A 21,650-nucleotide genomic window follows, 5' to 3' on the forward strand; every position below is an offset into this window, starting at 1 on the left:
AAAATCCCCTGCAATTGATACTCTCGTCAAGCAACTATTCTGACGCAAAATGTGTTGGATCAATCTCTGGATCTAAAGGCTGATAGGCTTGTACAAATGTAGGCGATAAACGCTTGAGTTTTCCGGTTGAAATTTCAACACAGACCCAAACGGTATGTCCCTGAAAAACAATAGACTGATCTGTAGCACGATAGAACAAATAATGTCGAACCGAAGAAAAGGGACCGAGTTCACCAAGCCAGGTCCGCAAAATCAATTGATCGCCCAGCAAACAGGCTTTCCGGTATTTGACATGGTGCTCACTTGCCACCATGGCATGATTCATCTGCAAATAATCTTCCAGAGTTAAGCCTAATGCGGTGGTATGTCCCAAGGCAACATCCTGCATCCAGCTAACATAGGTTACATTATTCACATGGCCTAATACATCCAGATGTTCAGATTGAACCGTCAAGACCTGCTCAAACAATTGGCCCATATTCCTACGATCCTCAGTCAGGTTATTCAATTTCAGTGCAAGAGAAATATATTTGTTCTCGATATAGACATAAAAGCATTCTAGTTGAATGCTTTTAATAAACCTTTGGTCGAGCTATCAAGTGTGTCATCCACCTCTGCTGCATGACCAATATAAGGCAATAACTCCTGTGCAATTGCCTTGCCCATTTCTACGCCCCACTGATCAAATGGATTAATATCCCAAAGTACTGATTGGACGAATACTTTATGTTCATACAAAGCAATCAATGTCCCCAGATAGAATGGATCCAGCTGCGGAATAATGATGGTTGAACTTGGCTTATTGCCATAATACTGACGATAGGAAGGCATGCTTTCACTATTTTTAACTGCATGACTACCAAAAGCCAATAATCTGGACTGTGCCAGACAGTTGGAGATCGACAATTGATGCTGTTTCTGTAAGGCTTCAAAAGGCTTGTCGCGCTTACTTAACTGTTTATTACGATATCGGGTCTTGGCAATGATAAAATCTGTTGAAACCGTTAGCGTACCTTGATGCAATAGTTGATAAAAAGCATGTTGCGCATTGGGCCCAACTTCTCCCCAAATAATTGGACAAGTCGGATAATCAACCTGTGAATCATCTCGTCTGATGGATTTACCATTCGACTCCATTTCCAACTGTTGTAAATAAGAAGTAAAAAACTCCAAACGTCCATCATATGGTAAGATGGCATGGGTATGGATATCCAGATAATTATTATTCCAGATGCCAATTAAGGCCAGCAATACCGGTAAATTCTCATGCCAATCAGCGTTACGGAAATGTTGATCAATAAAGTATGCACCTTGCAAGAACTCTTTAAATCTCTCCATACCAATCAAAATGGCAATAGGTAAACCGATGGCAGACCATAAGGAATAACGCCCGCCTACCCAGTCCCATAAATTAAGCTGCAAATCAGGTGAAATTCCCCAGTTTTGCATTTTCTCGGTACTGGTCGATACGCCAATAAAATGGCAGCGCATCACCGACTCACGATCACCCAGACTTTCTATCAGCCACTGTCTAGCAGTATCTGCATTGGATAAGGTATCCACTGTGGTGAATGATTTTGATGAGATAATAAATAAAGTCGATGCTGGACGTAAATTTTCAACAATCTGACTTAACTGGCTCCCATCCATGGTGGAAGCAAAATGAACATTTATCTGATCGGTCGCATTTTGATAAGGTGCAAGCGCACGACAAACCATCAATGGTCCCAGATCTGAACCACCAACCCCAATGTTTACAACATCAGTAATTTTTTCGCCTGTCGTCCCCCTAAACTGACCAGATTGAATTTTATGTACAATCTCTGTCATTTTATCAAGTTGCTGATGAACCAACTGATTGACATCAAAATCAGGATCCTGTTCATCATTTAAGCGAGGTGTTCGCAATGCCCAGTGCATCGCACTCCGATGTTCGGTATGATTGATATGTTCTTTGGAAAATAATTTATCAATCCAACGAACAAGTTGTTTCTCATTGGCAAGTGCAATTAACTGGTCTAAAACATTTTGGTCCAGACGCTCTTTACTATAATCAAAAAGCAAGCCATTATTTTCGATATGAAGATGTTCAAAACGCTCAGGATCAGATTGAAATAAATCATTTAAATGAAGATTTTTAAATTTTTTTGCAAGTAATTGCAATTGTTGTTCTGCATCCAGCATAAGTTTACTCGTCATCTTGTTAACGACCTATTCCCAGATAATGGAAACCTTGTTGTTTAACATATTGTGGATTATAAATGTTGCGTCCATCAATAAGATTAAAACTTTTCATTTTTTGCCGTAACTCAATATAATCCGGACTCCAATACTGCTTCCATTCCGTGACTAGACACAAAGCATCGGCATTTTCTACAGCCTGATATTGATGATCACACAATACCAGTAATGGCTGATCTGGATAATGTTGTCTTAAATTATCCAATGCTCTTGGATCGTGTACCTGAGTAATGGCGCCCTGTGCCCAACATGCTTCAAGAATATTAAGAATGGGGGCTTGTGCCAGACTATTGGTATTGGGTTTAAATGCAGCGCCCCAAAACGCAATTACCTTTCCTTTGAGCTGACAATCAAACAGAGTCCACAACTTTCTGAAAATAATTTCTTTTTGATATTCATTAATATCCCAAATCTTATCCAGCAAACCATTGACACTTCCAGTTTCCTGTACCACTTCTTTTAACGTCAATACATCGCGAGTTAAATTCCCCCCACCAAAACCACATCCCGGATAAAGATATTGTTTACCGATACGAGTATCCGTCGACATGGCCACACGTACTTCTTCAATATCTACACCCAACGCTTCTGCCGCATTCGATAAGTCATTCATAAAACTAACTTTGGTCGCCAGAAACCCTGATATAGAAAGTTTGGTAAACTCCGCTGCACGCACTGACATAAAATTATACTGTGTCAGTAGAGGAAAAATGGGTCTAAAGATTTCTTGTACCAGCAATTTGGTTGGTCTGCCACTTTCACAGCCGACGATCAAATTTGGGGTAAGAAAACTGCATAATAGATTACCTTCCTGTAAAAAGTCTGGAATATAAACAATATTTGGGTTAGCAATAAGTGCCTTAAACTCATCGGTTTTGCCTAAACCCAAGTGTGAATAGTTAATCACCAAATCAAATTGTGTAAACTGATGGCTAAAATCCTGCTGCTCAAAACAATCACATTGCTCATAAGCCAGAGCCAAAATACAGACTTTTACATCACTTAAACCGCAATGATCAACCGCAATTTGAGAGGTTTCCAATTGACGATTAATTGCCCTACTTAAATCAAAGTCATCAAAAATGATTTGTCGCTGTTGTAATTTAAGCAATAACGCATCATCTTGCGGTTGCCAGAAAATTTTATGGCCAACATCAGCAAGATGATATGCCATAACAGCAGCATTTACAGAAGCACCAATAATTTGAATATACATATTTTTATCTTTATTTAATTGTATCCAAGAAATCCATCAATTGCGTATTAAGATCATCACGTTTTAGGGTGTAGTGTATAATTGCCTGAATGTAACCAATTTTACTGCCGCAATCATATGTTTCACCTTTCAGGGTAACCGCTTGAATTTTTTGTTCAGTTAAAAGTTGCGCCATTGCGTCAGTTAACTGGATTTCACCCGATTTGTCTGCCTGAGCCAAATGTAAATATTTAAAAATTTCCGGAGTAAAAACATAACGGCCTACAATAGCTAGTGTCGATGGCGCTTCATTAACAGGCGGCTTTTCAACCAGCCCTAGAATATTATTGCTGTGCTGTCCATCAACTTCTTCCAAACGCACAATGCCGTATTTATCTACACACTCAGGCGCAACATCTTCAACCATAATCTGGGAAGCCTGATGCTGTTCAAACTGCTCAATCATCTGTGCAAGATTATTTTTATCGGAGGAATCAACCAAGACGTCAGGTAGCAATACCACAAATGGATCATTACCAATGACTTTTTCAGCACATAGTACCGCATGTCCTAGGCCTAACGGTTCTGGCTGACGCACAGTCACAACAGTGACATGTTCGGGAATAATATGTTTAATTTGCTGAAGCAAGTCATATTTTTTCTTTTTTTCTAGTAATGCTTCAAGCTCTGCATCACGGTCAAAATAATTTTCTATCGCGTGCTTGGCGGGATGGGTGACCAGAATAAGTGTATCAATACCTGCTTCTATTGCTTCCTGAACAACATAATCAATCACGGGGCGGTCAACCACTGTAATCATCTCTTTAGGAATAGACTTGCTTGCAGGTAAAAGTCGTGTACCAAAACCAGCTACCGGTAGAATTGCTTTTTTAACTGCCATAAATTATTCACATAAAAATTTTTCATGGATTATAGCAAAACAAATACAGCAGATTGTAATAAAATGCTGCGATTTTTAACTTTATAGCATCAGATATTCTCGTATAATAGCTAGCAATTTATAACATGATTTTATTTTAAGGGAACAACACGTGAAAATTAATTGTATCAAAGCTTATGATATCCGAGGTGAGCTAGGCACAGAATTAAATGAGGATATTGCTTATCGTGTTGGACGTGCTTATGGTGATTTATACCAACCCAAAACTGTTGCTGTCGGATGTGATATCCGCCTTTCCAGTGAAAGCTTAAAACAAGCCACAATTAAGGGACTAAATGACGCAGGTGTCAATGTACTTGATTTAGGCATGACAGGCACAGAAGAAGTTTATTTCGCTGCATTTCACCTTGATGTGCAAGGTGGAATAGAAATCACTGCCAGTCATAATCCAATGAATTATAATGGCATGAAACTGGTACGGGAAAATGCTCGACCGATCAGTATAGAAACTGGCTTAAAAGATATACAACGTATTGCAGAAAGTGGCGACTTCAAAACACCAGCACAACCCGGCACAACCACTCTGTATAATATCGTACCAGAATATGTTGACCACCTGATGAGTTATATTGATATTACCCAGCTCCAGCCGTTAAAACTACTGGTAAATGCAGGGAATGGTGCTGCAGGTCACGTCATTGATGAAATTGAAAAACGTTTTAAACAAAATAATGTACCTGTCACTTTCATTAAAATTAATCACGAAGCAGATGGTAGTTTCCCCAATGGCATCCCCAATCCAATCCTGCTTGAAAACCAGGGCGTTACTCGCAATGCTGTGTTAGCACACCAAGCTGACCTTGGCATTGCATGGGATGGCGATTTTGACCGGTGCTTCCTATTTGATGAAACAGGTCAATTTATCGAAGGTTATTATATAGTCGGACTATTGGCGGCAGCATTCCTAACCAAGTCCAGTCAGGAAAAAATTGTGCACGACCCACGTCTGGTCTGGAATACACTGGATGTGGTCAGCCAATATGATGGTAGTGTGGCAGTACAATCAAAATCCGGACATGCCTTTATCAAAGAGATTATGCGTCAGGAAAATGCTATCTATGGTGGTGAAATGAGTGCCCATCACTATTTCCGTGATTTTGGTTATTGTGATAGCGGTATGATCCCATGGTTATTGGTCATCGACTTACTCTCGAAAAAGAAAACTTCATTGTCAACTTTGGTCAATGGCATGATTGCTAAGTATCCATGTAGTGGTGAAATTAACTTTAAGGTTCAAGATAGCCAAAAAACCATTCAACATGTATTAAATCATTTTAAAGATCAAAGCCCTGAACTAGATCATACTGATGGCGTGTCGGCAGATTTTGGGGATTGGCGTTTTAACATTCGTAGCTCAAATACCGAACCATTACTACGTTTGAATATCGAAATTAAACAAAATGAGGATAGTAATAAATTACAACATGCCATTGATTTAGTCTCAGACTTAATTCAGGCCGAAATATATTAATACATAATAGAAAAATAATGCCGAATTAAATATCATAACATATTTATCTTATCGGCATTAATGTGATTCCATTCACCCTTTTTATTAAAAGAAGTGAATGGAAAACATATTTTTTTAAAATTGAATAATATTATTGTATGATTAATCGAAAAATTAAATCTCTCTAATCAAGTAAATTAAACTCTATATTCCATCAAAGCTTTCCGCTCTATATTTAAGCGTTATTAAACTGATGGAAAATTATTAATTATTCAATTATCAAGTCTCAAACCCAAAATTGTAGGTTGTCCTTGGCGCACAATGTAAACTGGCACAACCACTTTTTTATCAACACTTTCTATCGCCTGTTTAAAATCAGTCAGGTTCTTGATCGGTTTATCTGCAATTTGGGTAATAACATCATATTGCTGAATACCTGAACGCGCTGCCAGACCACCATATGATAAATCCTGAACCACCACACCTTGTAATTTATAACGCGCTTTTTCCTGTGCAGTTAATTCACGTAATGCGATACCTAGCTTTGAACTTGGGTTATTCACACTTTCTTTTTTGGCAGGTGGTGTTTCATCGGGCGAAGAGACCAGTGTTACGGCTATCTCCTGACGTTTATGATTGTGTAAAACTGTCAAATTAATTTTCTGGTTGATCTGGGTACGATTAATTAGATTAATCAGATCCGAAGTGCGTACCAGATTATGACCATTATAACTGAGAATAATATCACCCGCTCTTAAACCAGCTTTTTCCGCCGGAGAATTTGGTGCAACTTGAGTAATGAGTGCACCTTCAGGTTTGTCCAATTGATAAGCTTCTGCAAGATTACGATCCACATCCTGCAACATCACCCCCAAATATGGGCGCGATACCTTGCCAGTGGTTCGGAGTTGATTTACCACATCCATGGCAACATCGATCGGAATAGAAAATGATAGCCCCATATAACCACCAGTACCACTAAAGATACGGGAATTTACCCCAACGACTTCACCTTTTTCATTAAATAAAGGACCACCAGAATTGCCAGGATTTAAAGCCACATCCGTCTGAATAAAGGGGACTGAGGTTTCATTGGACATGGTTCGGGATTTTGCACTAACGATCCCGGCCGAAGCAGAGTAATCAAAACCAAAAGGTGAGCCAATTGCCAATACTGGTTGCCCGACTTTTAACTGATCTACATCACCAGTTTTAAGTGCAGGAAAATGATCACCTTTGACTTTTAACAAGGCCACATCGGTACGTTCATCACTCCCCACTACATCTGCATCGAGTTCACGGCGATCATTCAATGTAATGGTAACTTTGGACGCATCTTTGACTACATGATGGTTGGTAAGGAGGTAACCGTCAGAACTAATAAAAAAAGCACTGCCATAGGCATTTTGTTCCCTGGGAATTTGTTGCTGCGGAATAATAATTTGATTGCCAAAAAAACGTCTTAATAGATCGGGAACCTGTTCTTGCATCATTTCTTGTTGTGACAGAGATTTTGTTGCACTCACACTCACCACAGCAGGACTCACTTGCTCGACCAAATTGGAAAAATCCACCGGAATCGCTGCTTGAGCAGTTATTGTTGTTGCTGCAAATGTCATTATGCCTAAGGCATGATTTAATTTTTTCATAAAACTTAGCCCGTTATTAAATAACAGCTTTTTTAGCATGTGCAGGTAAAAATTTCCGTAAAGAATTGTGATTTTCTGCCCTATTCTATATTTTTATTATCAATAATGAATATCATTTTAAGTGAGTGCCAAAATCAAGGATTTGTAGTATCTTAAAAAGATTTCCATCATCTCATTTAATATTCTTATGAATACACCCCAACAATCGCCTTATTGTTTTGATGTCATCATCATTGGAAGCGGCGGTGCAGGACTCACTTTAGCCTTATCCCTACCCGACCATTATCAAATAGCCATTCTTGCCAAATCTCACTTACAAGATGCCAGCACATATTATGCACAAGGTGGCGTTGCCGCAGTACTAGATCAATCAGACTCCATTGAACAGCATATTGATGACACGATGATTGCAGGCGGACATTTATGTCACCTTGATGCAGTGACATTTACCGTGGAAGGTGGACATGATGCGGTTGATTTTTTATTGAAGCAAGGCGTGCAATTTACCCTCGATGAACAGGATAATTTACACCTAACGCGTGAAGGCGGACATTCACAACGCCGGATTATCCATGCTGCGGATGCTACAGGTAAAGCCATTTCAACCACACTAGTACAACGTGCCAAAGAAAAACAGAATATTCAGCTATTCGAGAATGTGATTGCCATTGATGTCATCACCACACAAAAAGCCCAACTCGAGTCACAACATAATCGGGCAATCGGCGTTTATGCGTTAAACGAAGAAAGCAGCGAAGTTGAAACCTTTCTGGCACCTTTTACTGCGCTCGCCTGTGGTGGTGCAATGAAAGCCTATCTTTACACCTCAAACCCGGATATTGCTACAGGTGATGGGATTGCCATGGCTTGGCGTGCAGGCTGTCGTGTGTCCAATATGGAGTTTAATCAGTTCCATCCCACCTGTCTTTATCATCCACAAGCCCGTTCATTTCTGATTACCGAAGCAATGCGTGGTGAAGGTGCGTATTTACGTTTGCCCGATGGTGAACGTTTTATGCTGCGCTTTGATGAACATGCCGAACTCGCCCCTCGTGATGTAGTGGCTCGGGCCATTGACTATGAAATCAAACGTCTTGGTCTACGTCATGTCTGGCTGGATATCACACATAAATCACCAGAATTTGTACGGGAACATTTCCCGACACTTTATGCTCGTCTACTTGAACTAGGAATTGACATTACCAAGGATATGATCCCTGTAGTTCCTGCGGCACATTATACCTGTGGTGGGGTAATGGTTGACCAGCATAGCCGTACTGACATTGATGGACTGTATGCCATTGGCGAAACTTCATGTACCGGTTTACATGGTGCAAATCGCATGGCCAGTAATTCCCTACTGGAATGTTTTGTCTATGGCATGAGTGCAGCCAAACATATTCAACAAGAATTTAAACAGGCTCCTCGTTTTAATACGGTTAAGCACTGGGATGCCTCACAGGTCGAAAATTCTGATGAAGATGTGGTGATCCTCCAAAACTGGGATGAATTACGCACCTCAATGTGGAACTATGTCGGTATTGTCCGTAGTAGCAAACGGCTGGAACGGGCGCTACACCGCATTGAAATGCTAAAACATGAAATTGAAGACTACTATCAGGGCTATAAAGTCAGTAAAAACCTGATTGAACTACGCAATCTGGTTCTGGTTTCTGAAATGATTGTACGCTGTGCTATGCAACGTAAGGAATCACGCGGACTACATTACACGCTGGATTATCCTGAACTTTCCAGTGAAATTCGCGATACCATTTTGACACCACCCGATTTTCTGGTGAGTCAACCATTGGTAAATACATAATATTTTTTAAAATTATTATAACGCCAGAAATATTACCCTGATATTTCTGGCGTTTTTATTTGCACTGCTTGCTGCTGTAAAACTTCGATAAATCGCTTGAGATGAGCACTCCATGTTTCTGGTCGATGAGCGATTAAATAGGTATTGGATTGAGCAAAAGGCAAGTCCAGTACGATTTGCTGAACTTGCGTCCGATAATAAGATTGTGCCACATAAGACGCAGGTAAAATTGCCAATCCCATGCCTAGACTGACGCAACTGGTAATACCATCCAGACTGCCCATTTCTACAATCTGGCTGGCCGGCAGATGATAATGCTGCAAAAATAATTCTATACTTCTGCGATAACTACAACCCTGCCGAAAACCAATAAAGCGTTGTTGCAATAAATAATTACGGTCCAATGGATTTTCGACATTGAGTGGCGCCAATAAAACCAACTGTTCAGTCCATAAATGCAAACTATAAAAAAGATCAAGCGGTTGATCATTGGCAATAAATGCACAGTCTAGTTGAGCATTATTAATCATATTGATCAAATCACGAGTTGGCGCAGTATGCAAATGAAAAGACATCTTGGGATATTGATCCAACAGTGCATGGAAGAACTCAGGTAACCTAACCGCAGCAGTAGTTTGCATACTGCCAATTTGTAATGGTGTATCCCAGTTGATCTCATCACCACGGAATTGTTGTCGGACTTGCTGATGTAATGTCAGCATTTGTCTTGCATAGTGCAGCAATTGCTGCCCTGCCCGTGTGGCCCGAATCGGTGAATTGCGATGTAATAATTCACACGCCAACTCTGTTTCGAGCTTTTTAATATGATTGGTGATATTGGATTGTACCGTAAATAATTTTTCGGCAGCCAGTGAGAAACTACCACACTCCACTACAGCGACAAAAATTTCCAAAGATTTTAATTGCATGGCAGCTATCTCATTTTAAGATTTTATTGATCAATTCAAATCATTTTACCAGATAGCAATGCTTTTGTTTTAATCAACACAACAAAGATAACCATTGGATCTGGCCATGCAGGACTTTATTGAGATTTTGAAATTATCTGGCATCGTTATTTTATTTTTGATCGTGACAGTACTGGTTCAACAACTTGATCACCGCTATAAAAAACTGCAAAACATCACTAATGAAGTGGAATGTAGTCATTCCAATCCCTGTATAGAAGAATTCTTGCAATAGCAAGTGCATAGCTACTGATAAATATTGTAAGCTTGGCGACTGATCGGGACATCATTTAAATTATGGATAATTTTTCTTCTCCTACTGTTTCCAAACAGGCAAAGATTTATATCTGCGCAGGTATTGCCGCATTGATTGTGGTACATGCCATTGGTCGCTTTGCTTTTACACCCTTGCTACCATATTTTATTCAAGATGGTATGTTCAGTATCGAACAAGGCGCCAATCTAGCCACCTTAAATTATGCGGGCTATTTAATCGGTGCGCTAACTGCGGTTAAGTTTAGCCACGTCCATCAACTCAAGCCACTCCTATTGACCTCTTTAATCCTCAATTGCCTATGCACATTATTACAATGCTGGATCAGCAATTTTGATGCTTTACTCATGTTGCGACTGCTTAATGGCATCACCAACGGCATTGTCTTTGTTCTTGCTCCTTCGCTGATTCTGGAATGGCTAGTCACACATCAAAAGACACATCTCAGTGGACTGGTTTATCTTGGGGTTTCTATTGGTTTAATTCTGGATAGTATGTTAATTGACTGGACAGCCAATCTTTTTACCGGTGCAATGCGCTGGTTGCCTGTGGCCTTTTTGAGTGTTCCATTAACATTGTATAGTGTATTTTATCTTAATCAGATTGTAATCCGGCCCCACCAATTATCAGGCACGTCCTCTTCACAAAAATTATTTGATCACAATACCACGCCTTTATTTATTGCCTATGCTGGCGCAGGTTTGGGTTATATCTTACCTATGACATTTTTGCCAACACTGGCACATGATGTTGCAAGTCAGCATACGTTCTGGGTTAAAAACGTCTGGCTAGTGACTGCTATGGCCTGCCTGATTTTTTTACCGTTTTGGAATTGGCTGGGAGCAAGATTTACTGACCGTTTTGCTTTACTAGGCTCTTATTTAATGCAGATTATTGGTGTTGCTGGGGTGTTAATATTTCCCAATATTCTTGGTGTTTTAATCTGTGCAGTTTTTATGGGCGCAAGTTTTATGGGTACTGTGGTCAGTTCGCAACGTATTGCCAAGTTTTTCCAACCGCAACAAGGAGCAAAACTATATGCACTCTTGATTAGCCTGTATGCTGGCACCCAATTGCTAGGCCCATGGTTGGCAAAACTATATATTCAAAATGGCGGAACCTTATTGCACAGCTTTAGCTTTGGTTTATTGGCATTAATTTGGGGATTTATCTGGACCTTTAGGGTACCAAAGCATCACTCAACATCATTTGATTGAATTATCTTGCTAATAATCGTTGTGTCAATACGCTGTTTAAATCTCGTCAACCATCAACAACCAGATAAATAATAACTTGCTGTTCAACGATACGATAAATGAGCCGATAAGTATAAATAAAAACTTGTCGATAGTCCTGAATATACAAAATAGTTTTTTAGGATAATATCTGCATAAGGATATGATAGCAGATTGAATAGATCTCTACTGCTTCATACTTGTGCTGACATCGCAATATTATTCAAAAAAATCAACTATTTTATTCAATACTTAAATCACAACAAATCTTACTCTACATAAAATTTTTATGGACAGGTGAGGTTACAATGTTGAAGCTCTTAGAGCTCAAAGACGAATTTAGGTTAGTACCCTTGGAGACTTTTGATCATCTCAATGAAGATAAATATCTAAAAGCACAGGATAAATTCCGTTTTAGAGCATATAGCACTGGGAATTTAGTTAATTCTATCTTGAAATGGAAAGAAGAGAATTCCTCATTTTTACAGAGTAAAGAGTTAAATAATTACATGGGAGATGTTGTACGACATTTTAATCAATTACCTCCTAGAAGTAAAAAATATATAAATATAGTAATTAGATCCTTATTTGATAGTTCTACAATTCCTAAAGCTAATTATGAGATTGGATGTCACCAAATACGTATTATAGCTACAGATAAATTTAATGGTTATCCTGCACCTGAAGGATTTCATAGAGATGGATTCGATTATATTGCCATACATTGCGCACAGTTAAATAATGTCAATGGTGCTATATCTTTAGTTCGTTCTTTAGATAATAAGGAAAAACTATATGAGCATATTTTACTACCTAGCCAAATTATGGTTTTAAATGATAATAAGGTAGAACATTATATTACTCCCATAACACCTAAAATTCCAAACAAAAAGGCCTATAGAGATATTTTTGTTATTACATTTAATAAAAAGGAAATTTTTTTATGAATATTGCAAACTACACTATTCAAGAATGGTTATTTAATGAAGCACAAGGAAAATTCAAATATGATCTTGCTGAAAGCGGCGTTCAATTCCAACATGTTAAAAACTTAGAAATTAATCCAGATTGGGAGTTAGACTACAGCCTAGACAGGGGTAATAATAATTTAAGAAAAGTTGTAAAATCACAATATAATACCTATGAAAAATTATTACATTCCATCATCACACATGGTGCACAAGAAGCGTTATATATTTTTTATCGTTCATTTTTGAAAGACAATGATCATGTTGTCGCAACCTCACCAGGATGGCAACAAGCATGGGAAGTTCCTAAAAGTATGAATTGTAAAGTTACATTACTAGAATGGTCTTCAAATCAAAACTTTCCTATAGAAAAACTACGAGAGTCAATTTCCAGTAAAACTAAGCTTTTGATATTGAATAGTCCATGTAATCCCACAGGTAAGATTTTAAGCAAAAGAGAATGGGAAGAAATAATATCAATATGCAATAGTAAGAATATTTTTATTGTGAATGATGAAGAGTATTTATTAGATCTTTCAGATTCAATTATCAATAAATATGATCAATCATTATCTGTATCAAGTTTATCGAAAATCTATGGTTTGCCAGCACTAAGATTAGGTTGGGCTGTATCAAGAAATAAAAAAATAATTGAAGAAATGATTAATTATAAAAGATACACAACAGTTTCAAACTCTCTTCTCTTAGAAAAAATTGCAGAAAATATTTTGCTTGAAAAAGAGACTCATATAAATAGATATTATGCATATATTGATGCAGGTAGACCTTATCTAGATAAATTTTCAATACTTACAAGAGATTATTTAGAACTCTCTACGCCTCAAAAAACACCTTTTGCTTGGTTTAATACAAAGAAATCTATTAATTCATCTTCTTTAGCTAGAGAGTTACTCGAAAAACATAAACTTCTCGTTATGCCAGCAGAGGTATTTGGCACACAAAATGGACTTCGTTTAACTTATGCTCGTGATAAAGAATTACTCTGTCTATGCTTAAATATGATTTTAGAAACTTTAGGAATCAATGAACGCTTATAAGAGAGTATTGGCTTTATAATGAACATTAAAAAATTAATTTATGTTTTTAAACTTACTTTACCTATTGCAACTGCATACATTCCACTCGGTCTAGCGCTGGGGGCATTTGTTGTTTCCAGTGGTATTGACTGGTTCTTTGCACCACTTGCGGCGTTAATAATTTTTGCAGGTTCAATTGAATTTTTAGTGGTAAGTTTTATTCTATTTGACTTGCCACTCATTACCATTGCATGGACAACTTTGGTTGTAAATTTTAGGCATATTTTCTATGGCTTATCATTCCCACTAACCTCTTTATCCCATCCCTTGCAAAAAATTTATGGTGTATTTGCACTTACGGATGAAACTTATGCTATTACCTGTGTAGGAGATAACACAAAGTTAGATGGCGTAAGTATTACTTTATTACAAATAATTAGTCATATTTGGTGGGTAGGTGCAACCTGTATTGGTGCATTATTAGGAACATTTCTTCCCTCCAGTATTACAGGTTTTGAGTTTGCTTTAACAGCAATGTTTTTGACTTTAGCAATAGATGCAGCTCGAAAAAGTGCTGAAAATAAACTCATTTTTTATGCACTAATTTCTGGCGTTCTGGCATGGTGTGTTGAATTTTATTTCATAAAATCCTCATTTTTATTTATCGGATTACTCTGCTATTTAATACTCGTAAGTAAAGATTATAGAAATGAACAAAACATGGAATATATAGATGTCTAATTTTTATATCATCAATGTAATCATCGTTGTCGCATTAGTTACTATCGGACTTAGAATTGCACCTTTTATATTAATGGATAAATTAACCAATAATACCTATTTAAGATATATTGGAAGAAAAATGCCTGTCGGCGTAATGATCCTTTTAGTACTATATACGTTTTTACATATTGATTTTAGTATTTCACCCTATGGATTACCCTATATTCTAGCAGCCCTTGTAGTAATACTCATATATGGTTATTTTAAAAACATTCTGCTCGCAATTGTTGGTGGATTATTCATACACTTAATTCTAGTCAATTTTATTTTCTAATTTAAGCCCTATCAATTATACGGATTTAATTTTTTTAACTGCTAATGGTGTATATCCATAGTGTTGTTTAATTAATCTGTTAAAATGGGCTTGATCGGCATATCCGTATTGGTTCGCGACATCCTGAATTTTTTTACCTTGTATTAAGGTGTAAAATGCACTTTCTAATTTCATTTGCATGAAATAACTATAAGGTGTTAGGCCAAAAATTTGCTTAAATTTTTTAATAAAATGATATTCAGATAAATGTACTGCTTGAGCAATATCTGAAATTTTTATTGTTTTATCAACTGCTTGTTGCATTATCTCGATACTCTTTAGGAGTTGATTTCTTTCATTACCCAACAATACCATCTCATCAGCAAATTCAATAAGCGCATAAAAAAGTTTCCATCCTGCATCCAAAACATCTTGTGGTGGTTTTTGTGCTTGTCTTGCCACATCAAAATACGTTTTAAATAGATGAATTACATTTTGATCAAATATTGCGCACTGGGGAAAAATCAAAGGAATCAGTCGATGTTTCTCCTGAGTTATAATAATCTCATGCATAAAATTTTGACTAATTCTAATATTTTTAATCGAAAGCGGCTCTTTACCGATGCCTTTTCCATAATGAACATTACCAGGATTGATAATACATAATTGGTCTCTATTAAAATATGAAATACTATTATTATGCTTTAACTCTAAAAGCCCTGAGGTAATCAAAGTAAAATCATAACCCAAATGGAAATGTGGTGCACATTCTAAAGATAAATTTTGTACCTGAGATGTAACAACTTCAGGAAAAACTGGATGAACCTTAAAATCTGAATATTTTAATGTACTCAATAATATCTCCTCATTTCTTATAAATACAAATTCTTCCGTAAAAATTAGATGTCTGTTTTCTAATTTAATTTTCCCTTTAGCTTTGATTTAAGCATTAATTTGGGGATTTATCTGGACCTTTAAGGTGCCAAAGCATCACTCAACATCATTCGATTGAATTATCTTGCTAATAATCGTTGTGCCAATACGCTGTTTAAATCTCCTCGACCATCAACAACTAGATAAATAATAACTTCCTGTTCAACGATACGATAAATGAGACGATAAGTATAAACAAAAATTTGTCGATAGTCCTGAATACCCAAGCCAATTAACTCTTTCGGATAATTTCCACTTTCTGAAAAAGCAGACAAATCATCAATTAATGTCAGAAACCGATCAAGAACATCATCAGCCCGAAATATGCCGTCCTGTCCAGCAATATAATCATAAATTAAAGGTAAATCTTCGGCAGCAGCATCCGTCATCAATACGGTATAAAATCTACTCATACCTTATCAATTTTTTCTTGTTTCAATTGAGCAATCACATCTCTTGCCGATTGTACTTTACCCGCTACAAACTCTTGCTGACCCAATGCCAGAATTTTTAGCAATTTAGGGTTTATTGTGTTTCTTCATAAGATGTCACATCTTGTAAAACGACTTTTGCTTCACTATTTTGGGTAATAATTAAAGGTTCCCGTTGCTCATTCAGTTTGGTCAAGACTTCCGCAACATTAGCCTTTAAATAACTGATCGGTTTAATTCGTGAAGTTAGACTCATCAAAATACATCCTGCTTATGAGATCCGTCTAAATATAGTCTTACTGCAATCCTAAACTATTTTCACTTCACCCTTTTCATACCACCTTACCAAGCATGCCATCAAAAACTTTTTTTGGATTTATTTAGTTTTGATTTTCACAGTTGTAAATCAACCTGTAAAGTAAGTAATACCAATAGTTATATTCAGTTTTGACCGAGTATCTAAACAAGATACTACGCAAGTCTGGGTATGAAGTCCTTAATTTATTAAGATTGACATAAATTCAGGTCATTAATAATTATCATTTTATAAGCTTTAAATTATGATAACTTACAATGATGAACATATTTTTATATGGGAAAAATATTATGAATTTCGATTTACATTTTAATGAAATAGCTAAAAATTTAGGATTTGATATTTCAGAGGAAATTAAAATTGGTGGAAAATATACATCACTCATTGAACACAATGGATTAGCTTATATTAGTGGGCAAATTCCAAGAATTGGGGATACTGTTCAAATTATTGGTAGAGTTGGTGATGAGGTTGATTTAAGCCAAGCTCAACTTGCAGCACAAATTAGTACAATACGCGCTTTAGCAATCTTAAAACAGCATTACGGTAGCCTGAATATTGTAGAAAAAATTCTACAGATGAATGTATTTGTTCACTGTGCTTCAACTTTTACTCAGCATAGCGAAGTATCAGATGGAGCTTCCGAAGTTTTATATAAAATTTTTGGTTTAGAGTTAGGAAAACATACACGAACATCTGTTGGCGCTAATCAACTTCCCAAAAATGCATCAGTAGAAATTAATTTTATTATTGCCTTAAATAGCATAAAAAACGAGTAAACATTGTTATTTAAAAATGAAAAATATTACGCTTTTAATATAAATTAAGAATCCCTAGAACTAAAAAAGCCGAATTGATTTAAAATTCGGCTTTTTATGATCTTATTTTCAGTTATTACAATTTAACCCAAGAACTTACGTGCATTCCTAAACATTCTTAACCATGCACCATCTTCTTGCCAATCCTCTGGTTTCCACGAATGTTGCAAAGCACGGAAATTACGTTCCGGATGCGGCATCATAATGGTGGCACGACCATCTTTGGAGGTCACACCCGTAATCGCCTCAGGTGAACCATTTGGATTGAGCGGGTATTGCTGAGTGGGATTGCCATGACTATCGACATAACGCAAAGTCACCTGATTGCCTGCATTTAAAGCAGACAGTTTGGCATCTGTTGCCACTACGCGACCTTCGCCATGCGCCACTGCAATCGGTAAAATCGAACCTTGCATGTCTTCAAGTAATACCGAGACCGATTTTTCTACACGAACATTGACACTACGTGCTTCAAAAACTTCTGAGGTATTACGGTGGAAACGTGGCCAGTCTTCTGCACCCGGAATGAGTGGTGCAAGTTGTGACAGCATTTGACAACCGTTACAGATCCCTAAACTAAAGGTTTCATCACGATGGAAGAATTTTTCAAACTGGTCACGTAATTTGCTATTGAACAATACAGATTTTGCCCAGCCACCGCCTGCACCCAACACATCGCCGTAAGAGAAACCGCCACATGCCACCAAACCTTCAAATTCATCAAGGCTAATACGACCAGCCAGTAAGTCACTCATATGAATATCAATGGTATTAAAGCCAACTTTATCAAAAGCTGCCGCCATTTCCACATGACCATTAACACCCTGCTCACGCAGAATAGCCATATTTGGACGACGTAAATTGATATAAGGTGCTTCAATTTCTTCATTTAAATCAAACGTCGCTTGAGCAATTAAACCTTGATGTGCTTGATCGGCAATCAAAGCAAATTCCTGATCTGCTGTTTCGCTATTATCACGCAAACGTTGAATCTGATGTGACACTTCTGTCCAGGCTTGTTGTAACTCGGCACGATCAAGTGTTAAATCATTAATCTTAAGTTGGTCACTGTGATTCACTTGACCAATCAAACTAATGGCATCTTTTAAGCTTGATTGTGCAATTTCTGCCTGTAAGCTTTGCCAATCCTCTGTCTTGATTTGTAATACTGCGCCAATTTCTTCGGCAAACAGACTTTCAATACTTTGTGGTTGTAATGCCACACCAAGACGTGAAGCAAACATCATTTCTGCCACAGTCGCCAGTAAGCCACCATCACCAATGTCATGATAAGCCTGAATCAGACCACGATTATTCCAGTCCTGAATCAAGGCAAAGAAATCTTTTAAATCCTCAAAAGAATCCACATCTGGCGCAGTTGTACCAATGGCTTTATAGACTTGCGTCAAAATGGATGCGCCTAACCGGAATTGACCTTTGGATAAATCAATACGCACCAGTACAGAGCCATCAATAGCCTTTAATTCCGGCGTTAAAGTTTTACGTACATCATTAACAGGTGCAAAGGCAGTAATGACCAGCGACATCGGTGAAGTGACTGATTTGTCTTCACCCTCATCATTCCATGTGGTTCGCATAGACAATGAATCTTTACCAACAGGAATGGCAATGCCTAATGCCGGACAGATTTCCATACCCACGGTTTTTACCGCTTCAAACAGGGCCTGATCTTCACCTTTTTGCCCTGCTGCTGCCATCCAGTTGGCAGATAATTTGATGTCGCCCAATTGTTCAATATTGGCACAAGCAATATTACTGATGGCTTCTGCCACAGCTAAACGTGCCGAAGCAGCAGGATTTAACAATGCTACAGGTGGACGCTCACCCATCGCCATCGCTTCACCAGTAAAGCCTTGCAAACTGGTCGTGGTCACCGCAGCATCTGCGACAGGCACTTGCCAGCGTCCAACCATTTGATCACGAGCCACCATACCAGTAATAGAACGGTCACCAATGGTAATTAAAAATGATTTTGAAGCTACAGTCGGATTTTTTAATACACGGAAAATCGCATCTTTTAGATCGACTTTGGCAACATCAAACGCATTGCCCTGACGCTCAATACTGTCATAAGCACGTTGCATACGCGGTGTACCACCGAGCAATACCTGCATCGGCATATCTACCGCATTATTTTCAAATAATGGGTCTTCTACAGTTAAATGACGCGCTTCAGTTGCTTCACCCAATACGGCAAACGGACAACGTTCACGTTTACAAATAGATTCAAATAATGGCAATGATTTTGGATGGATTGCCAACACATAACGTTCTTGCGCTTCATTCGACCAGATTTCCATCGGTGACATGCCCGGCTCAAGCGATGGAATTTTACGTAAGTTCAGCACTGCACCAAGTTCGTGGTCATTGACCAGTTCTGGCATGGCATTAGAAATTCCACCCGCACCGACATCATGCACAGAAACAATCGGGTTGGCATCTTCCATACGCCAGCAAGTATCAATCACTTCCTGACAACGACGTTCCATTTCCGGATTTTCCCGTTGTACCGAGGCAAAATCCAGATTTTCGCCCATGGTACCACTATCTACCGATGAAGCTGCACCACCACCCAGACCAATCAACATGGCTGGACCACCCAGTACAATCAATAAATCACCCGGTTGAATGGCGTCTTTTTCCACATGATCTGGACGGATATTACCGTAACCGCCAGCGATCATAATCGGTTTATGAAAGCCCTTAACTTCACCATTGACCTTTTGTTCAAAAGTACGGAAATAACCATTTAGATTCGGACGACCAAATTCATTATTAAAGGCTGCGCCACCAAGTGGTCCATCTATCATAATCTGTAATGGTGATGCCATCCGTGAAGGTTTGCCATATTGATCTTCCCATGGTTGTTCAAAACCCGGAATATTCAAATTGGAAACGGTAAAACCAGTTAAACCTGCTTTAGGTTTACCACCACGACCTGTTGCGCCTTCATCACGAATTTCACCACCAGACCCTGTTGCTGCACCTGCAAATGGTGAAATGGCGGTTGGATGGTTATGGGTTTCCACTTTCATCAGGATATGGGCGGCCTGACTTTTATATTTATAGACATAATGTCCGTTTTCATCGGCTTTTGGATAAAAACGCATGGTGTCATAGCCTACAATCACCGAAGCATTGTCTTTATAAGCGGACAATACATCTGCCGGTGATTCCTTATAGGTATTTTTAATCATCTGGAACAAGGATAATGGTTGTTTTTCACCATCAATGGTCCACTCTGCATTAAAGATTTTATGTCGGCAGTGTTCCGAGTTGGCCTGTGCAAACATCATCAATTCGATGTCATGCGGATTACGCCCCAGTTTGGTAAAGGCATCGGTTAAGTAATCAATTTCTTCATCAGATAAAGCAAAACCAAACTCACTGTTGGCCTGAACCAGCGCCTGTTTGCCCTGTCCCAAAATATCAATACTATTTAGAGGCTTAGGATCAGTTTCATTAAACAATGCCTTGGCATCATCAATTTGGGCAAAGACTGTTTCAGTCATGCGGTCATGTAATGCCAGCTTGACTTCATTAGAGATATTCTTCACACCTTTGAGCGTATATAAAATACCTCGCTCCAGACGATGTACAGGAGTATTACAATTCTGAAAAATATCGGTAGCTTTAGAAGACCAAGGTGAAATTGTGCCCACACGCGGGGTCACTAAAATTTGTACTTCATCACTTGCTGCCTGACGCAGCTCAAAAGATGAACCATCATTTAACAGTTGCAATGCAGATTGCTGCTGCCCTTCGTTAAGTGCTTGATCAAACAAATAAACCCATTGGCTATCTATAGATTGAACAGAACTAATTGACGCTAGACGTGATAATAGTTGAGTTTTCTTAAATGCAGAATGTGCTGACGCACCGGCCACGATAAACATGTTGATTTTGGCTCCACGGGCAGGTCTTTTGAACCTAAGCGCAATGTGACTAGGATAAGAACGCATATTCTACTGTGAAATACCACTTTGAGCTAGGTTTTCACAACAATTTCATGCGTTCATAGATGTTGATCACCATTTCTGGCGCAAATACCATCCAATCCATGCCGGCCATCCTGAAAAGACACATTCAAATAAAAGAAATTTAGATTTGCACGAACGAATCAGCACAAATCCAAAATTCAAAAAGTGTCATTATTGTTATTTTGCATCACAGACAATGCCTTCTTTCTTTATAGTTAACATAAATAAGGCTGACCATTCTTCTGTTGGGAGTACAATAACCCAACTTTATAATTTTGAAAAATTAGAAGATTTTATATATTTTGCTTATTTTTT

Annotated in this window: 19 protein-coding genes; 9 read left to right on the top strand and 10 right to left on the bottom strand. The window is 38.1% G+C overall.

Features of this window, described 5'->3' with window-relative positions; translation table 11 throughout:
• Nucleotides 1-34: 34 nt before the first annotated feature.
• From CAP51_RS02100 to galU, 4 genes are all read right to left on the bottom strand, one after another.
• Nucleotides 35-478, bottom strand: a complete 444-nt coding sequence (locus CAP51_RS02100) for an acyl-CoA thioesterase (protein WP_087619100.1) — start codon at nt 476-478, stop codon at nt 35-37.
• A gap of 80 nt (nt 479-558) precedes the next feature.
• Complete coding sequence (pgi, locus tag CAP51_RS02105; RefSeq protein WP_087619101.1) at nt 559-2,199, bottom strand: glucose-6-phosphate isomerase; 1,641 nt, start codon at nt 2,197-2,199, stop codon at nt 559-561.
• 4 nt (nt 2,200-2,203) lie between these two features.
• A complete protein-coding gene (locus tag CAP51_RS02110) occupies nt 2,204-3,457 on the bottom strand; it encodes a UDP binding domain-containing protein (RefSeq protein ID WP_087619102.1) in 1,254 nt (417 codons plus the stop codon).
• A 10-nt stretch (nt 3,458-3,467) separates the two neighbouring features.
• On the bottom strand, nt 3,468-4,337 hold the full coding sequence (gene galU / locus CAP51_RS02115) for a UTP--glucose-1-phosphate uridylyltransferase GalU (protein WP_087619103.1): 870 nt from the start codon (nt 4,335-4,337) through the stop codon (nt 3,468-3,470).
• Nucleotides 4,338-4,488: 151 nt separating this feature from the next.
• Between galU and CAP51_RS02120 the strand changes: the two genes are divergently transcribed.
• A complete protein-coding gene (locus tag CAP51_RS02120; RefSeq protein ID WP_087619104.1) occupies nt 4,489-5,868 on the top strand; it encodes a phosphohexomutase domain-containing protein in 1,380 nt (459 codons plus the stop codon).
• A 251-nt stretch (nt 5,869-6,119) separates the two neighbouring features.
• Here CAP51_RS02120 and CAP51_RS02125 read toward each other — a convergent pair whose 3' ends face one another.
• A complete protein-coding gene (locus CAP51_RS02125; protein WP_087619105.1) occupies nt 6,120-7,496 on the bottom strand; it encodes a Do family serine endopeptidase in 1,377 nt (458 codons plus the stop codon).
• 187 nt (nt 7,497-7,683) lie between these two features.
• On the opposite strand from CAP51_RS02125, the gene nadB reads away from it, so the two are divergent.
• Nucleotides 7,684-9,318 (top strand): L-aspartate oxidase, encoded by a 1,635-nt coding sequence (gene nadB, locus CAP51_RS02130; RefSeq protein WP_087619106.1) that lies wholly within the window; start codon nt 7,684-7,686, stop codon nt 9,316-9,318.
• Nucleotides 9,319-9,350: 32 nt separating this feature from the next.
• On the opposite strand, the gene CAP51_RS02135 is transcribed toward nadB, so the two are convergent.
• Entirely contained in the window at nt 9,351-10,247 is an 897-nt protein-coding gene (locus CAP51_RS02135; protein ID WP_087619107.1) for a LysR substrate-binding domain-containing protein, read from the bottom strand.
• Nucleotides 10,248-10,353: 106 nt separating this feature from the next.
• Between CAP51_RS02135 and CAP51_RS17280 the strand changes: the two genes are divergently transcribed.
• The 6 genes from CAP51_RS17280 to CAP51_RS02160 all read left to right on the top strand — a co-directional run bounded on the left by CAP51_RS17280 (nt 10,354) and on the right by CAP51_RS02160 (nt 14,857).
• Nucleotides 10,354-10,521, top strand: coding sequence for a hypothetical protein (locus CAP51_RS17280; RefSeq protein ID WP_171294711.1), 168 nt, complete (start codon nt 10,354-10,356; stop codon nt 10,519-10,521).
• Between the two features lie 62 nt (nt 10,522-10,583).
• On the top strand, nt 10,584-11,777 hold the full coding sequence (locus CAP51_RS02140) for a YbfB/YjiJ family MFS transporter (protein ID WP_087619108.1): 1,194 nt from the start codon (nt 10,584-10,586) through the stop codon (nt 11,775-11,777).
• 326 nt (nt 11,778-12,103) lie between these two features.
• Nucleotides 12,104-12,742: a 2OG-Fe dioxygenase family protein gene (locus tag CAP51_RS02145; protein ID WP_087619109.1), complete on the top strand. Its 639-nt coding sequence runs from the start codon at nt 12,104-12,106 to the stop codon at nt 12,740-12,742.
• Nucleotides 12,739-13,821, top strand: coding sequence for a pyridoxal phosphate-dependent aminotransferase (locus tag CAP51_RS02150; protein WP_087619110.1), 1,083 nt, complete (start codon nt 12,739-12,741; stop codon nt 13,819-13,821). The genes CAP51_RS02145 and CAP51_RS02150 overlap by 4 nt, the downstream gene beginning before the upstream one ends.
• A gap of 18 nt (nt 13,822-13,839) precedes the next feature.
• Nucleotides 13,840-14,541, top strand: a complete 702-nt coding sequence (locus CAP51_RS02155; RefSeq protein WP_087619111.1) for an AzlC family ABC transporter permease — start codon at nt 13,840-13,842, stop codon at nt 14,539-14,541.
• The gene (locus CAP51_RS02160) at nt 14,534-14,857 is read left to right on the top strand and encodes an AzlD domain-containing protein (RefSeq protein WP_087619112.1); all 324 of its coding nucleotides are present in this window, start codon (nt 14,534-14,536) and stop codon (nt 14,855-14,857) included. The genes CAP51_RS02155 and CAP51_RS02160 overlap by 8 nt, the downstream gene beginning before the upstream one ends.
• 15 nt (nt 14,858-14,872) lie before the next feature.
• Here CAP51_RS02160 and CAP51_RS02165 read toward each other — a convergent pair whose 3' ends face one another.
• The 3 genes from CAP51_RS02165 to CAP51_RS17405 form a co-directional block, all read right to left on the bottom strand.
• Complete coding sequence (locus CAP51_RS02165) at nt 14,873-15,691, bottom strand: AraC family transcriptional regulator (RefSeq protein ID WP_087619113.1); 819 nt, start codon at nt 15,689-15,691, stop codon at nt 14,873-14,875.
• 158 nt (nt 15,692-15,849) lie between these two features.
• Entirely contained in the window at nt 15,850-16,182 is a 333-nt protein-coding gene (locus tag CAP51_RS02170; RefSeq protein WP_087619114.1) for a type II toxin-antitoxin system RelE/ParE family toxin, read from the bottom strand.
• Between the two features lie 112 nt (nt 16,183-16,294).
• Nucleotides 16,295-16,456, bottom strand: coding sequence for a type II toxin-antitoxin system Phd/YefM family antitoxin (locus CAP51_RS17405; RefSeq protein WP_213062669.1), 162 nt, complete (start codon nt 16,454-16,456; stop codon nt 16,295-16,297).
• 350 nt (nt 16,457-16,806) lie between these two features.
• On the opposite strand from CAP51_RS17405, the gene CAP51_RS02180 reads away from it, so the two are divergent.
• Nucleotides 16,807-17,295, top strand: a complete 489-nt coding sequence (locus CAP51_RS02180; protein ID WP_087619862.1) for a RidA family protein — start codon at nt 16,807-16,809, stop codon at nt 17,293-17,295.
• A 122-nt stretch (nt 17,296-17,417) separates the two neighbouring features.
• On the opposite strand, the gene purL is transcribed toward CAP51_RS02180, so the two are convergent.
• Nucleotides 17,418-21,251, bottom strand: a complete 3,834-nt coding sequence (purL, locus tag CAP51_RS02185) for a phosphoribosylformylglycinamidine synthase (RefSeq protein ID WP_087619115.1) — start codon at nt 21,249-21,251, stop codon at nt 17,418-17,420.
• Between the last annotated feature and the right edge of the window lie 399 nt (nt 21,252-21,650).

It is taken from the genome of Acinetobacter populi (assembly GCF_002174125.1).
In the GTDB taxonomy this organism is placed as follows: domain Bacteria; phylum Pseudomonadota; class Gammaproteobacteria; order Pseudomonadales; family Moraxellaceae; genus Acinetobacter; species Acinetobacter populi.

Excerpts from the sequence above, each read along its gene's own strand:
- CAP51_RS02100 (WP_087619100.1), bottom strand. The coding sequence starts at position 478 with ATGGGCCAATTGTTTGAGCAGGTCTTGACGGTTCAATCTGAACATCTG.
- pgi (WP_087619101.1), bottom strand. The coding sequence starts at position 2,199 with ATGACGAGTAAACTTATGCTGGATGCAGAACAACAATTGCAATTACTT.
- CAP51_RS02110 (WP_087619102.1), bottom strand. The coding sequence starts at position 3,457 with ATGTATATTCAAATTATTGGTGCTTCTGTAAATGCTGCTGTTATGGCA.
- galU (WP_087619103.1), bottom strand. The coding sequence starts at position 4,337 with ATGGCAGTTAAAAAAGCAATTCTACCGGTAGCTGGTTTTGGTACACGA.
- CAP51_RS02125 (WP_087619105.1), bottom strand. The coding sequence starts at position 7,496 with ATGAAAAAATTAAATCATGCCTTAGGCATAATGACATTTGCAGCAACA.
- nadB (WP_087619106.1), top strand. The coding sequence starts at position 7,684 with ATGAATACACCCCAACAATCGCCTTATTGTTTTGATGTCATCATCATT.
- CAP51_RS02135 (WP_087619107.1), bottom strand. The coding sequence starts at position 10,247 with ATGCAATTAAAATCTTTGGAAATTTTTGTCGCTGTAGTGGAGTGTGGT.
- CAP51_RS17280 (WP_171294711.1), top strand. The coding sequence starts at position 10,354 with ATGCAGGACTTTATTGAGATTTTGAAATTATCTGGCATCGTTATTTTA.
- CAP51_RS02140 (WP_087619108.1), top strand. The coding sequence starts at position 10,584 with ATGGATAATTTTTCTTCTCCTACTGTTTCCAAACAGGCAAAGATTTAT.
- CAP51_RS02145 (WP_087619109.1), top strand. The coding sequence starts at position 12,104 with ATGTTGAAGCTCTTAGAGCTCAAAGACGAATTTAGGTTAGTACCCTTG.
- CAP51_RS02150 (WP_087619110.1), top strand. The coding sequence starts at position 12,739 with ATGAATATTGCAAACTACACTATTCAAGAATGGTTATTTAATGAAGCA.
- CAP51_RS02155 (WP_087619111.1), top strand. The coding sequence starts at position 13,840 with ATGAACATTAAAAAATTAATTTATGTTTTTAAACTTACTTTACCTATT.
- CAP51_RS02160 (WP_087619112.1), top strand. The coding sequence starts at position 14,534 with ATGTCTAATTTTTATATCATCAATGTAATCATCGTTGTCGCATTAGTT.
- CAP51_RS02170 (WP_087619114.1), bottom strand. The coding sequence starts at position 16,182 with ATGAGTAGATTTTATACCGTATTGATGACGGATGCTGCTGCCGAAGAT.
- CAP51_RS17405 (WP_213062669.1), bottom strand. The coding sequence starts at position 16,456 with ATGAGTCTAACTTCACGAATTAAACCGATCAGTTATTTAAAGGCTAAT.
- CAP51_RS02180 (WP_087619862.1), top strand. The coding sequence starts at position 16,807 with ATGAATTTCGATTTACATTTTAATGAAATAGCTAAAAATTTAGGATTT.
- purL (WP_087619115.1), bottom strand. The coding sequence starts at position 21,251 with ATGTTTATCGTGGCCGGTGCGTCAGCACATTCTGCATTTAAGAAAACT.